Raw genomic sequence first — 13237 nt, forward strand, 5'->3', positions numbered from 1 at the left:
GGTCGGGTGGATGTCGAGGCGGCGGTGCGGGCGGGCTGGGAGCGGCTGAAGGGGGCCGAGCCCTGGTCCCGGCGCGCGTTCGCGGGGGACCTGACGATCGCGGCGGTGCTGGCCGTGCTCGGGCTGGGCATCGACGAACTCAGCAACAGCTCCGGCAAGAAGATGCTCCTCGGCGTGGTGGCCGTGGTGACGCTCACGCTGCTGCGCCGCAGGCTGCCCGCGGCCACGCTGGTGCTGGGGGCCGCGGCCAGCGCCTTCCTGCCCGCCGTGTTCCTCGTGACCGTCGTGCTCGGCTGGTCCGCGGGCCGCCGGATCGTCGGCGTGGGGCGGGCCCTGACCGCCTTCGTGCTGGCCTTCCTCGTCGAGGTCGGGTTCAGCCTGGTCGACCAGTGGTCGCAGATGCGGCCCCTGCTGGTCGTCGTCTTCTCCACCCTGCTCTTCCTCGCCGCCACCGTCATGCCCGGTCTGGCCAGCCGCTACTGGTACCAGCGCCGGACCCTGCTCAGCGCCCTCCAGGAACGCAACGACCAGCTGCTGCGCGAGCGGACGATGGTGGCCGGACAGGCCAGGCTGCGCGAACGGCAGCGGATCGCCCAGGACATGCACGACAGCCTCGGCCACCAGCTGGCGCTGATCTCGGTGCACACCGGGGCGCTGGAGGTGGACCCCGAGCTGACCGACCGCCAGCGCGAGGGGGTCGGCGTCCTGCGGCAGGCCTCGGTCGCGGCGATGCACGAGCTGCGCGAGGTCGTCGGGATCCTGCGCGACGGGGTGGAGGCCCCGGCCGCGCCCGTGGAGGAGGCGCAGCCCGCGGCGCGCGGGGTGGCCGGGATCACGGGCATCGTGGAGGCCGCGCGGGCCGCGGGGACCGACGTACGGCTCACGGCGGCGGGCCGGCCCCGGCCGCTGGTCGCGGCCTGTGACCACGCGGCGTACCGGATCGTGCAGGAGGCGCTGACCAACGCCTACAAGCACGCGCCCGGGTCGGCGATCACCGTCGAGCTGCGCTACGAGGACGACTCCCTGGTGGTGGAGATCGCGAACGGGCCGGCGGCCGGTCCGGACGCGGGCGAGGTGGTCTCCGGCGGCCAGGGCCTGACCGGGCTGCGGGAGCGGGCCCGGCTGGTCGGCGGCATGGTCCACGCGGGTGCGACCGAGGGCGGCGGCTTCCGGGTCGCCGGAGTGCTCCCGTACGGGACCGAGCCGGCCGGGGCCGCCGAGGACGTGGCCGACGACTTCGGGCAGCGCTCCCAGGCCCGGGCCTCGGTGCGGCGCAGCGCGCCCCCGATGGACTGGGCGGCCGTGGACCGCGAGCTGGCCGTACCGGTCCGCAGCCGGACCGGTGGCATCGCGATGGGCTGCGGCATAGCCGTCGCGGCACTGGTGCTGCTGCTCATCGTGCTGGGGGCCGGGGTGACGCTGCTGGTGGGCTCCGTCGGCAAGGCGATGATCAGCGAGGAGGAGTACGACGCCGTGCAGGTGGGGCAGCCGGAGAAGTCCGTGCGCGACCGGCTGCCGGACGGGGACAGCGTCCTGACCTCGGGGCTGGACCGCAAGGGGCCGGCGAGGCCGGCGGGCACCGAGTGTCTCTACCTGCTCTCGACGGAGGATCCGTCCCGGTTCACCAACGACTCCGTTTTCCGCTTCTGCTTCCGGGACGGCAAGCTCGTGGAGAAGCAGGCGTACGAGGTCAAGCAGTAGGAGCGCGGGTGACAGCCAAGGTGATCAGAGTGGTGATCGCTGACGACGAGCCGCTGATCCGGGCCGGGATCAGGATGATCCTGACCTCGGCGCCGGACATCGAGGTCGTCGCGGAGGGTGCCAACGGGCGGGAGGCGGTGGAGCTGGCCCGCTCGCACGCCCCGGACGTGGTGCTGCTCGACATCCAGATGCCGGTGATGGACGGGCTGACCGCGCTGGGGGAGCTCGGGCGCGCGGCGCCGGGCGTACGGGCGCTGATCCTCACCACCTTCGGGGAGCGGGAGAACGTGCTGCGGGCGCTGAGCGAGGGCGGTGCGGGGTTCCTGCTGAAGGACTCGGCGCCGGGCGAGCTGATCGGAGCGGTCCGGGCGGCCGCGTCCGGGGACGCCTACCTCTCGCCCGCCGCGACCCGGCACGTCGTGGACCAGCTGGCGACCGGCCGGGCCGCGGGGCGCGGCGAAGCGGCCCGGCGGCGGGTGGACGGGCTCAGCGAGCGGGAGCGCGGGGTGCTGGCCCTGCTGGGCGAGGGCCTGTCCAACGCGGACGCGGGCCGTCGCCTGCACATGAGCGAGGCGACGGTGAAGACGTACGTCAGCCGAATCCTGGCGAAGCTGGAGTGCGAGAACCGGGTCCAGGCGGCCCTGCTGGCCAGGGACGCCGGGCTCTAGATACGGTCGGGCCGATCTGACCGGCGAAAGAGGCCGGTGCGGCGCTAGAAGTGCGGGGGCAGCGCGAGTGGTGACGGCAGCGAAGCAACAGACGGCCGAGACGGCGGCGGAACGGGACGGGCGGATACCGCGCGTCGACGGCTTCGCCCCCCGGTTCGTGACGGGATCGCCCCGGGAAGCCGGGAAGGCACTGCGGGTCCGGGTGCCGCGTGCGGCGCACGCCCGCTTCGAGGCGCCCGCCGGGCGCCCGGACGCGGTCCGCGCGGTGGAGGAGTCCAATGCCGGCCGGGTGGCCGAACTGACCCCGATCCGGGTGGGCCGCATGGCCGCCAACCCCTTCGCGTTCCTGCGCGGAGCGGCCGGGCTGATGGCCCACGACCTGTCGGGCGGACCGGTCACGGGCGTCGGCGCCCAGATCTGCGGCGACGCGCACGCCGCCAACTTCGGCCTGTACGGGGACCCGCGCGGCCGGCTCGTCATCGACCTGAACGACTTCGACGAGACCGTCTTCGGTCCGTGGGAGTGGGACGTGAAGCGGCTCGCGACCTCGCTGGTGCTGGCCGGGCGGGTCGCGGGAGCCGACGAGGACACCTGCCGTGCGGCGGCGCGGGACACGGTGGGCGCCTACCGGCGCACCATGCGGCTGCTGGCCAAGCTGCCGGCCCTGGACGCGTGGAACGCCATCGCCGACGAGGAACTCGTCTCGCACACCGATGCCCGGGACCTGCTGGGCACGCTGGAGCGGGTCTCGGAGAAGGCCCGCAACAACACCTCCGCCCGGTTCGCCGCCAAGGCGACCGAGGTGGGGGCGGACGGCGGCCGCCGGTTCGTGGACGCGCTGCCCGTGCTGCGCCGGGTCGGGGACGGGGAGGCCGCCGCGGTGGCCGCCTCGCTGGGCCCGTACCTGGAGACCCTCTCCGGGGACCGGCTGCCGCTGCTGGCCCGGTACGCCATCCACGACGTGGCCTTCCGGGTGGTGGGCACCGGCAGCGTGGGCACCCGCTCGTACGTGGTGCTGCTGCTGGATCACCGCGGTGAGCCGCTGGTGCTCCAGGTGAAGGAGGCGCGGCCGTCGGTGCTGCTGCCGCACCTGCCGGGGCTGGGCTTCCCCGCGCGGCCGGAGGAGCACGAGGGCCGGCGGGTGGTGGCCGGGCAGAAGATGATGCAGGTCGTCTCCGACATCATGCTGGGCTGGACCACGGTGGAGGGCCGGCCCTTCCAGGTGCGCCAGTTCCGCAACCGCAAGGGGAGCGTGGACCCGGCGGCGCTGGCCGCCGAGCAGCTCGACGACTACGGCCGGATGACCGGTGCCCTGCTGGCCCGGGCCCACGCCCACAGTGCGGATCCGCGGCTGCTGGCGGGGTACTGCGGGAAGAACGAGGAGCTGGACGAGGCCATGGCCGCGTTCGCCGTGGCCTACGCGGACCGGAGCGAGGCGGACCACGCGGATCTGGTGGCGGCGGTGAAGTCGGGCCGGATCGCGGCCGAGACCGGGGTCTGAGGGGCCGGCTCCGAGGGGCCGGCTCCGAGGGCGGGGCGGCCTTTCGGGCCGCCCCGGTTTGCGGGTGGGCCGTGTTTCACGTGAAACACGGCCCACCCGGGGGCCGTGCTCAGCGTGAGCCGTGTTTCACGTGAAACACGGCGGTCCGGGCGGGCCCGGCGGGCCGTAGGCTGGCCGGGTGAGCGAGCAGACCGAGCAGACAGTTCCCGAAGAGCCCGCCGACTCCCGCGACGAGCGGCCCGAGGCGCGGCTCGACCGGGCCGTGCGGGCCGCCGAGCAGGCGCTGATCGAGTTCGAGATCGCCGTGGAGACCTTCCGGGTGGAGGTCGAGAACTTCTCCCGGCTGCACCACCAGAAGCTCGGCCCGATGTACTCGCGGCTCGACGAGCTCGACGCGCTGATCGCCGAGGCGAAGGCGGCCCGCAGCGGCGACCCGGAGGACCTGCGCCTGGCCCGTGAGGCACGCGCGCTGGTCATGCCGATGCCCGGGGTGGAGGAGCTGTTCCACGACTGGATGGACTCGGACGGGATCTCCGACGACGCGGGCGCCATGCTCACCGACCGGTCCGTGAAGCCGCCGGAGCGGGTGCGGCCCTCGGAGGAGGTCCGCCGCCTCTACCGGGAGCTGGTCCGCCGGGCCCACCCGGACCTGGCCCAGGACGAGGACGAGCGAGCCCGTCGTGACGCCTTCATCGTGCGGGTCAACGCCGCGTACGGGCGGGGCGAGGAAGGACTGCTGCGGGAGCTGGCCGCCGAGTGGGAGGCCGGTCCGGCGTCGGCGGCCGCGCGGCCGAGCGAGAGCGAGGAGCTGTACGCCCGGCTGGAGTGGCTGGCCCGCCGCAAGGAGCTGCTGTCCGTGGTGGCCGGGGAGCTGGAGGACAGTGCGATCGGGGCGATGCTGCGGATGGCCCCGGACGACCCCGACCGGCTGCTGGAGGAGATCGCCGAGCAGCTGCTCGCGCAGGTAGCCGAGCGCGAGGCGGAGCTCGCGGCCTTCGGCACCCTCTAGCCGTGCGGCCGTGCGGCCGTGTGTTGTGCGGTCGTGTGGTTGTGCTGCCGTGCGGTGTACGGGGTCGGATAGGTTGGCGGGCGAGACCCGTGAAGAGAGAAGGCGACAGTTATGAACCTCGGACCGCTCCCCTCGGTGGACGCCGCCGCGGTGCCCGCCGAAGGCTTTGTCCTGGACGTCCGTGAGGACGACGAATGGGCGGCCGGTCACGTCGAGGGCGCGCTGCACATCCCGATGAGCGACTTCGTGGCCCGCTTCGGCGAGCTGACGGAGGCCGTCGAGGACGGCCGCCGGGTCCACGTGATGTGCCGGGTCGGCGGGCGCTCCGCGCAGGTGACCCAGTACCTGGTGCGCCAGGAGATCGACGCCGTCAACATCGACGGCGGGATGCAGGCGTGGGAGAGCGCCGGGCGCCCGATGGTGACGGACAACGGGAACCCGGCCTTCGTCCTCTAGGTCCTTCGGCCCGTCACGCGAGGGGGTGGGCGGCCAGCAGGTCGCCCAGGGCCTCCTCGTGGGCCGCGGCCGGGCCCAGCTGGAGCTCCAGCTGCTTGGCCCAGGCGTGGTAGCGGTGCAGCGGGTAGTCGGTGTCGGCACCGAAGCCGCCGTGGAGGTGCTGCGCGGTCTGCACGACCCGGCGCACGCCCTCCGAGGCCCAGATCTTGGCGACGGCGACGTCCCCCTCGCTGGGCAGCGGACCGCCCGCGCCGCCCGTGGCGGCGTCCAGCCGCCAGGCGGCCTGCCAGAGGGTCACCTCCATGGCGCGGAGGTCGATGTAGCGGTCCGCGGCCTGGACCGCGACGGCCTGGAAGGTGGCCACGGGGAAGCCGAACTGCTCGCGCTTGCCGGTGTACTGGCTGGTCATGGTGAGGACGCCCTCGCCGAGGCCGAGCGCGAGGGCGCAGGTGCCGGTGGCCAGGACCTGGCGGAGCCGGTCCCAGGCCCCGGGGGTCTCGATCAGGTGCGCGGCGTGGACGCGGACCCCGTCCAGGGTGAGTTCGGCGAGGCGTTCCCCGCTGGTGGAGTACTGGTCGGCGAGGGTGAGCCCGTCGGTGACGCGGGGGACCAGCGCGAGGACGGCCTCTCCTTCGCCGGTGTGGGCGGGTACGGCGATCCAGTCGCAGCTGTGGGCCCAGGGCACGGAGGTCTGGACCCCGTCCAGGATCCAGTGGTCGTCCTCGCGGCGTGCGGTGACGGCGAGTTCGGCCGGATCGTGGCCGGTGCGGCCGTGCGCGGCGACGGTCAGGACGAGCGTGCCTCGGCTGGCGCCGGGCAGCAGGGCGGCGGCCAGTTCGGGGCTGCCGTGGGACTGGACGGCCATGGCCGTGGCGCAGTGCTCCAGCAGCGGGACCCGGGCCAGGACCCGGGCCGCCTCGCGCAGGACGAGGCACAGCGCGATGGCGTCGAGACCCGCTCCGCCGTGCTCTTCGGCGAGGACGAGGCTCAGCAGGTCCGAGCCGGCGAGCTTGGCCCACAGGGGCCGGTCGAACTCCTCGGCGACGGCCCCGGGCGTCAGCGCGGGGCTCGGTACGCGGTCGGGGGTGACGTCCGCGAACACGGCCTTCGCCGCCTCGACGGCGGCCCGCTGTTCCTCGGTGAAGGTGAAGTCCACTGCCTGTCCTCCCGCGCGCACCGGATCCCGGTCGTATCCGTCGTCCGTTCAGATCTGACGGTGCGTCAAGATAGAGCACCGCAGGGGAAAAGCACAGCCTGACGGGGGCTCGGGAACGGAGGCCGGGAACGAAGCCGGGAACGGGCGCGCGGGCCGGTCAGCGGTCGAAGTCGATCTCCACTTCCTCCGACACCGCGTGGGACTGGCAGGCCAGCACGAACCCGGCCTCCGTCTCGTCCTCCTCCAGGGCGAAGTTGCGCTCCATCCGCACCTCTCCCGTCACCAGGAAGGCCCGGCAGGTGCCGCAGACCCCGCCCTTGCAGGCGTACGGGGCGTCCGCGCGGCCCCGCAGCACGGCGTCCAGCAGCGACTCGCCGTCCAGCACCGGCCAGGTGCCCGAACGGCCGTCGAGCCGGGCGGTGACCGTGCCGCCGGCGGCCGCGTCCGCCCGGGCGGGCGCCGCGGCCGCGGCGTCCTCGACGTGGAAGACCTCCTCGTGCACCCGGGTGCGGGAGACGCCCAGCGCGCCCAGGGCGCGCTCGGCGCCCTCGACGAGTCCGTACGGCCCGCACAGGTACCAGCCCGTCACCTCGGTCACCGGCAGCAGGGCGGGCAGCAGGGAGGTCAGCCGCGCCTCGTCCAGCCGGCCGGACGGGAGCCCGGCCTCCTGCTCCTCCCGGGAGAGGGCGGTGACCAGCTGGAAGCGGTCGGGGTAGCGGTCCTTCAGGTCGGCGACCTCGTCCAGGAACATCGTCGACGCGGCCGTGCGGTCGCCGCGCACCAGGCAGAACCGGGCGTCGGGCCGGGCCGCCAGCAGGGAGGCGGCGATCGACAGAACCGGGGTGATCCCGCTGCCGCCGACGACGGCCGCGTAGTGCGCGCCGGCCGGGGCCGCGGCCGGGTCCAGGACGAACCGCCCGGCCGGGACCATCACGTCCAGCACGTCCCCGGCGGCGATCTCCTTGTGCGCGAAGGTGGAGAACGCGCCGCCCTCCACCAGCCGCACCCCGACCCGCAGCCGGGCCGGGCCCGGGCCGTCGGCGGCCGGGGCGGGCGAGCAGATCGAGTAGGTCCGGCGGACCTCGGTGCCCTCGGAGCCGGTGCGGCGCAGCGTGAGGTGCTGGCCGGGCGCGTGCCGGTACTCGGCGCGCAGTCCCTCGGGGACGGTCAGGGTCAGCGCCACCGAGTCGTCCGTCAGCCGGTCGACCGCCGCCACCGTCAGCGGGTGGAACGCGCCGTGGCGCGCGGGGCGGCCGGTTCCGGCCGGGGCCTGGGGCACTGACACGGCCATCTACAGCTCCTTGAAGTGGTCGAACGGTTCGCGGCAGGCGACGCAGCGGCGCAGAGCCTTGCACGCGGTGGAGGAGAAACGGCTGAGCAGCTCGGTGTCGGTGGAGCCGCAGTGCGGGCAGCGCACGGACAGGGTGAGCGGGACGGCTCCGCCGGCGGAGTGCGGGCGCGGCGGGGCGATGCCGAACTCGGACAGTTTGCGGCGGCCCTCGGCGGTGATGTCGTCCGTCGACCAGGCGGGGGACAGGACCGTCGTCACCCGCACCCGCGGTATGCCGTGGCCGGTCAGGACCCGCTCGATGTCGGCGGACATGGCCTCGATGGCCGGGCAGCCGGTGTAGGTGGGGGTCAGGGTGACCTCCGCGTGGCCGTCCTCATGCATCCGCACCCCGCGCACGACGCCGAGCTCGGCGAGGGTGAGCACCGGCAGCTCCGGGTCGGGGACGGAGCCCGCCAGTTCGGCCAGCTCCGCTTCCAGGCGGGTCCGGGCGGCCGTCACCACGATGCTCCCGGGTGGCTGCGGTGCAGATGCTGCATCTCCGCGAGGAGCCGCCCGAACGACTCGGTGTGCAGGCCCTGGCGGCCCGCTCCGGCGGCCCAGGCGCCCGTACGGGGCCCCTCGGGCCGGGCGAGCCCGGCCCGCTCCAGTACGCCGGTCAGCGCGGTCAGCCAGCGGGCTTCGAGGGCCGCCATGTCGACCTCCAGCCCCTCCACCGGCTGGAACATCTCCCCGGTGAACTTCCACAGCGAGTCGAGCGCCGCCCGCATCCGCGACCGGCTCTCCTGCGTGCCGTCGCCCAGCCGCAGCGTCCACTGCTCGGCGTGGTCGCGGTGGTAGGCGGTCTCCTTGACGGCCTTGCCCGCCAGCGGGGCGAACGGGCCGTCGCCGGCGGCGAGCTCCGCGTAGAGCTCGTGCTGGTAGAGGGAGAAGTACAGCTGGCGGGCGATGGTGTGGGCGAAGTCGCCGCCCGGCTGCTCGACCAGCTGGAGGTTGCGGAAGGCGCGCTCCTCGCGCAGGAAGGCCAGCTCGTCCTCGTCGCCCGCCATGGAGAGCAGGACACGGGCCTGGCCGAGGAGGTCGAGCGCGATGTTGGCGAGGGCGACCTCCTCCTCCAGGACGGGGGCGTGACCGGCCCATTCGCCGAGGCGGTGGGAGAGGATCAGCGCGTCGTCGCCGAGGGCGAGGACGGCCGGCGTCACGGCGGTGGCCTGGGCGTCGGTGCTGCTCACAGGTGGCGCACCCCCTCGGGGATCTCGTAGAAGGTGGGGTGCCGGTAGGGCTTGTCGGCGGACGGGGCGAAGAAGGGGTCCCGCTCGTCCGGGGAGGAGGCGACTATCTCGGTGGAGGGCACCACCCAGATCGAGATGCCCTCGCCGCGCCGCGTGTAGAGGTCGCGCGCGTTGCGCAGGGCCATCTCCGCGTCGGGCGCGTGCAGGCTGCCCGCGTGCGTGTGCGAGAGGCCGCGGCGCGAGCGCACGAACACCTCCCACAGGGGCCAGTTCTGCGTCATGCCTGTACCTCTCGTCCGGTGCCGGTGTGCTTCTCGCTCGGCGCGTGCTTCAGCGCGTACGCGGCGGCCGCCTCGCGGACCCAGGCGCCTTCCTCGTGCGCCGTGCGCCGCTGGCTGATCCGCTCTTCGTTGCAGGGGCCGTTGCCCTTGAGGACGTCCCAGAACTCGGCCCAGTCGATGGCGCCGAAGTCGTGGTGGCCGCGCTCCTCGTTCCACTTGAGGTCCGGGTCGGGCAGGGTCAGGCCCAGCGACTCGGCCTGCGGGACGGCGATGTCGACGAACCGCTGGCGCAGCTCGTCGTTGGAGTGCCGCTTGATCCGCCAGGCCATCGACTGCGCCGAATGCGCCGACTCGTCGTCCGGCGGGCCGAACATCATGAGCGAGGGCCACCACCAGCGGTCGACCGCGTCCTGGGCCATGGCGTGCTGGGCCTCGGTGCCCCGGGAGAGCGCGAGGAGCAGCTCGTACCCCTGGCGCTGGTGGAAGGACTCCTCCTTGCAGATGCGGACCATCGCGCGGGCATAGGGCCCGTAGGAGCAGCGGCAGATCGGCACCTGGTTGGTGATCGCCGCGCCGTCCACGAGCCAGCCGATGGCGCCGACGTCCGCCCAGGTCAGGGTGGGGTAGTTGAAGATCGAGGAGTACTTCTGCTTGCCCGAGTGCAGCTTGTCGAGGAGCTCGTCGCGGCTCGTGCCGAGGGTCTCGGCGGCGCTGTAGAGGTAGAGGCCGTGGCCGGCCTCGTCCTGCACCTTGGCCATCAGGATCGCCTTGCGCCGCAGGGAGGGCGCGCGGGTGATCCAGTTGGCCTCAGGCTGCATGCCGATGATCTCGGAGTGGGCGTGCTGGGCCATCTGGCGGACCAGGGACGCGCGGTACTCGTCGGGCATCCAGTCGCGCGGCTCCACCCGCTCGTCCGCCGCCACGGCAGCGTCGAAGGATGCCCGGAGCTGCGCCCCGAGATCCCCGGGCTGTGTGCCCGCGGTGCCTGACGTGCCCGTTTCCGGGGTCACTGCGACCATCCCGGTCCCCTGTCAGAGTGTGCCGTCCGCCCGACCGACCGATCGTTCGGTTCATTCCCTTCAATGGTGAGACGGCGGCCCGTAGGGTGTCAACCTCTGTGGGCAACCCTGTGGAAGCCGGATGATCGGGGCGGGATGGATTCGAACCAGCGGGAGCCCGTGGAAGGAGACCTTCCACAGCCGGCCGAGAACCCCCGCGCACCCGGGATCGCGGGCCTTTCCGCCCCCTACCGGGCCGTCGCCGCACTCGCGCTCGCGGCCGTCGCCGTCGCCGCCTGCGCCCACCTGGCGCTCGTCTTCCTGCACGTCGCCCCGTCCAACACGGTGAGCAAGCGGCACGCGGCCCTGATCGACGGCTGGATCTACCCCGAGTTCGAGCAGAACTGGAAGCTCTTCGCGCCCAACCCCCTCCAGCAGAACATCGCCGTCGAGGTCCGCGCCCAGGTCCGCACCGCGGACGGCAAGCTCGTCACCGGCGGCTGGCGGGACCTGTCCGCCGAGGACGGCGCCGCCATCCGGCACGGCCTCCTGCCCAGCCACACGGAGCAGAACGAGCTCCGGCGGGCCTGGGACTTCTTCACCGGCTCCCACGACGAGAACGACAAGCCGAACGGCGAACGCGGCGAGCTGTCGGAGGCCTACCTGCGGCGCATCGCGCTGGAGCGGCTGGCCCCCGGCCACCGCGGCGACCGGATCCTGCGGGTCCAGCTGCGCTCGGCGACCCGGTCCGTGGCCGCCCCGGCCTGGAGCGACGAGAAGACCGACACCCAGACGTACTACCGGGAGCTGCCGTGGTGGACGGTGTGAGCGCGGCGGCCCGCCCGCGGCCGGCGCGGGCGGGCCACCCGCGGCGGGCCTGGGCCGAGCGCCCGCGGCGGGCGCTCGCGAGGGCCACGGGCGAGGCGCTCGGGCCCTACCAGAGCGCCGTGGTCCGCATCGGCTTCGCCGGTACCTGGCTGTTCTTCCTGCTCCGGGAGTTCCCGAACCGGCACGAGCTGTACGGGCCCGACGGGCCGTGGAGCTGGGAGCTGGCGCGGCGGCTGATCACCTCGAACGAGGCCTTCAGCGTGCTGATGTGGTCGAGGTCCGCGTTCTGGTTCGAGACCGTCTACGTGGTCTCCGTGCTCGCGAGCGCGCTGCTGGTGCTGGGCTGGCGGACGCGGGCGACGTCGGTCGTCTTCATGGTCGGCGTGCTGTCGCTGCAGAACCGCAGCGTGTTCATGGGCGACGGCGGGGACAACGTCATCCACCTCATGGCGATGTACCTGGTCCTGACCCGCTGCGCGCAGGTGTGGTCCCTCGACGCGCGGCGGGCCCGGCTGCGCGGCTCGGCCTCGGCGGGGGCGGTAGGGCCGGTGCTGTGGGGCGTGCTGGGCGCGGTGTTCGCGTACGGGGTGGTGACCGGGCGCCTCGGCCCGGGCTGGACGGCGGCGTTCGCGGCGCTGTGGGCGGGGGCCGCGGCATGGTGGCTGGCCGGGCGCCGCGCTCCGCAGGGTGAGGGGCGGGCCGCGCTCGACGTGCTGGCGAACCTGCTGCACAACGCGGGGATGCTGGTGATCATGGCCGAGGTCTGCCTGATCTACGCGACGGCCGGCTGGTACAAGATCCAGGGCTCGCGGTGGCAGGACGGGACCGCGCTGTACTACCCGCTCCGGCTGGACTACTTCACCCCGTGGCCCTGGCTGTCGGGGATGCTCGCGGGGAGCGGGCTGCTGGTGATGCTGCTGTCGTACGGGACGGTGGCGGTGCAGGTGGCGTTCCCGTTCACGCTGTTCAACCGGCGGGTCAAGAACGTGCTGCTGGCGGCGATGATGCTGGAGCACGCGGGGATCGCGGTGCTGCTGGGGCTGCCGTTCTTCTCGATGGCGATGATCGCCGCCGACGCGGTGTTCCTGCCGACGGGCTTCCTGGTGTGGGTGGGGCTGCGGGCCGGTGCCCTGCGGGGCCGTGCCCTACGCGGCCGTGCCCTGCGGGGCCGCACCCTGCCGGGCCCGTCCCCCACCGGGCCTTCCGCCGCTCCCCGGGCCGCGCCCGGCGCCCGCCCGGGCTCGGCGCCGCTGCCCGGGGCCCTGCCCCCGGAGCCCCGCGCCTCGGACGCCGACGGGGCCGAGGTGGGCCGGTGAGGGGCGGTGGGGGCCGGACGGGGTGAGCTCGTAAGGTCGGCGGTATGAGTGAGCAGGGGATCAGTGAGGGCGCGCGGGCGTGGCGCGAGTGGGCCGGGAGCGACAGGGCGGTCGTGCTCGACGGGTTCCACGCGCTGAAGCACGCCCTGCGCTTCGGCGCCGAGGTGCTGGTGGCCGTCGCCGACGACCCCCGGGCGGTACGGGCGCTCGCCGACGAGCTGGCTCCGGACGTGGCCCCCGAGGTGGAGCGGCTGGTGCGGCCGGCCGCGCTCGCGGAGCTGCTGCCCCGCGTGCACCCCACCGGGGTCGCCGCGCTCGCCGTCCGCCCCGACCGGGCCGCCGGACGGGCCGCGCTCGCGAGGCGGCCCCGTACGGCCCCCGTCGTCCTGCTCGACAACCCCCGCAACCTCGGCAACGTCGGGGCGGTGGTCCGGCTCGCCGCCGGCTTCGGCGCCACCGGGGTGCTGACCCGCGGCGACCTCGACCCCTGGCACCCGAACGTGGTCCGGGCCGGAGCCGGGCTGCACTACGCCACCACCGTGGACCGCACCGAACTCGACGAGCTGCCGCCCGGACCGCTGTACGCGCTCGACCCGGAGGGCGAGGACATCCGCGCCCTCACCCTCCCGGACGACGCCCTGCTGGCCTTCGGCTCGGAACGCCACGGGATCTCGCCCGAGCTGCGCGCCCGCGCCGACCACCTGGTGTCCCTGCCGATGCGCCCGCAGGTCTCCAGCTACAACCTGGCCACCAGCGTGGCCATGACCCTCTTCCACTGGGGCGGCCCCGCTCCCGCGCACTGA

The 13237-nt window shown here is 74.2% G+C and carries 14 protein-coding genes; 8 read left to right on the forward strand and 6 right to left on the reverse strand.

The features are described 5' to 3' along the window. The first annotated feature begins 6 nt into the window (after positions 1-6). The 5 genes from ACFYYT_RS16365 to ACFYYT_RS16385 all read left to right on the forward strand — a co-directional run bounded on the left by ACFYYT_RS16365 (position 7) and on the right by ACFYYT_RS16385 (position 5335). Complete coding sequence (locus ACFYYT_RS16365; RefSeq protein ID WP_351826638.1) at positions 7-1701, forward strand: sensor histidine kinase; 1695 nt, start codon at positions 7-9, stop codon at positions 1699-1701. A gap of 20 nt (positions 1702-1721) precedes the next feature. Further along, positions 1722-2369 (forward strand): response regulator transcription factor, encoded by a 648-nt coding sequence (locus tag ACFYYT_RS16370; RefSeq protein WP_351826648.1) that lies wholly within the window; start codon positions 1722-1724, stop codon positions 2367-2369. Positions 2370-2436: 67 nt separating this feature from the next. Next, a complete protein-coding gene (locus tag ACFYYT_RS16375) occupies positions 2437-3870 on the forward strand; it encodes a DUF2252 domain-containing protein (protein WP_388608222.1) in 1434 nt (477 codons plus the stop codon). Between the two features lie 178 nt (positions 3871-4048). Then, complete coding sequence (locus tag ACFYYT_RS16380; RefSeq protein ID WP_351826636.1) at positions 4049-4879, forward strand: hypothetical protein; 831 nt, start codon at positions 4049-4051, stop codon at positions 4877-4879. Between the two features lie 111 nt (positions 4880-4990). Beyond that, a complete protein-coding gene (locus tag ACFYYT_RS16385) occupies positions 4991-5335 on the forward strand; it encodes a rhodanese-like domain-containing protein (RefSeq protein WP_351826635.1) in 345 nt (114 codons plus the stop codon). 13 nt (positions 5336-5348) lie between these two features. Here ACFYYT_RS16385 and ACFYYT_RS16390 read toward each other — a convergent pair whose 3' ends face one another. The 6 genes from ACFYYT_RS16390 to paaA form a co-directional block, all read right to left on the reverse strand. Beyond that, positions 5349-6491, reverse strand: a complete 1143-nt coding sequence (locus tag ACFYYT_RS16390; protein WP_351826634.1) for an acyl-CoA dehydrogenase family protein — start codon at positions 6489-6491, stop codon at positions 5349-5351. A gap of 157 nt (positions 6492-6648) precedes the next feature. Further along, a complete protein-coding gene (locus ACFYYT_RS16395; RefSeq protein WP_351826633.1) occupies positions 6649-7782 on the reverse strand; it encodes a 2Fe-2S iron-sulfur cluster-binding protein in 1134 nt (377 codons plus the stop codon). Then, on the reverse strand, positions 7783-8283 hold the full coding sequence (paaD, locus tag ACFYYT_RS16400; protein ID WP_351826632.1) for a 1,2-phenylacetyl-CoA epoxidase subunit PaaD: 501 nt from the start codon (positions 8281-8283) through the stop codon (positions 7783-7785). Next, on the reverse strand, positions 8277-9011 hold the full coding sequence (gene paaC / locus ACFYYT_RS16405; protein WP_351826631.1) for a 1,2-phenylacetyl-CoA epoxidase subunit PaaC: 735 nt from the start codon (positions 9009-9011) through the stop codon (positions 8277-8279). The genes paaD and paaC overlap by 7 nt, the downstream gene beginning before the upstream one ends. Further along, positions 9008-9292 (reverse strand): 1,2-phenylacetyl-CoA epoxidase subunit PaaB, encoded by a 285-nt coding sequence (gene paaB / locus ACFYYT_RS16410; protein ID WP_030225109.1) that lies wholly within the window; start codon positions 9290-9292, stop codon positions 9008-9010. The genes paaC and paaB overlap by 4 nt, the downstream gene beginning before the upstream one ends. Beyond that, positions 9289-10311, reverse strand: coding sequence for a 1,2-phenylacetyl-CoA epoxidase subunit PaaA (paaA, locus tag ACFYYT_RS16415; RefSeq protein WP_351826630.1), 1023 nt, complete (start codon positions 10309-10311; stop codon positions 9289-9291). The genes paaB and paaA overlap by 4 nt, the downstream gene beginning before the upstream one ends. 135 nt (positions 10312-10446) lie before the next feature. On the opposite strand from paaA, the gene ACFYYT_RS16420 reads away from it, so the two are divergent. Genes ACFYYT_RS16420 through ACFYYT_RS16430 form a run of 3 tightly spaced genes read left to right on the forward strand, consistent with a single transcriptional unit; the run spans position 10447 to position 13237 of the window. Continuing rightward, positions 10447-11118: a DUF5819 family protein gene (locus tag ACFYYT_RS16420; RefSeq protein ID WP_351826629.1), complete on the forward strand. Its 672-nt coding sequence runs from the start codon at positions 10447-10449 to the stop codon at positions 11116-11118. Further along, positions 11103-12434 carry an HTTM domain-containing protein gene (locus ACFYYT_RS16425; protein ID WP_351826628.1) on the forward strand — a complete coding sequence of 444 codons (1332 nt, stop codon included), beginning with the start codon at positions 11103-11105 and terminating at the stop codon, positions 12432-12434. The genes ACFYYT_RS16420 and ACFYYT_RS16425 overlap by 16 nt, the downstream gene beginning before the upstream one ends. Positions 12435-12478: 44 nt before the next feature. Continuing rightward, positions 12479-13237: a TrmH family RNA methyltransferase gene (locus ACFYYT_RS16430; RefSeq protein ID WP_351826627.1), complete on the forward strand. Its 759-nt coding sequence runs from the start codon at positions 12479-12481 to the stop codon at positions 13235-13237.

The organism is Streptomyces sp. NPDC002032 (assembly GCF_042890765.1).
Taxonomy (GTDB): Bacteria; Actinomycetota; Actinomycetes; order Streptomycetales; family Streptomycetaceae; genus Streptomyces.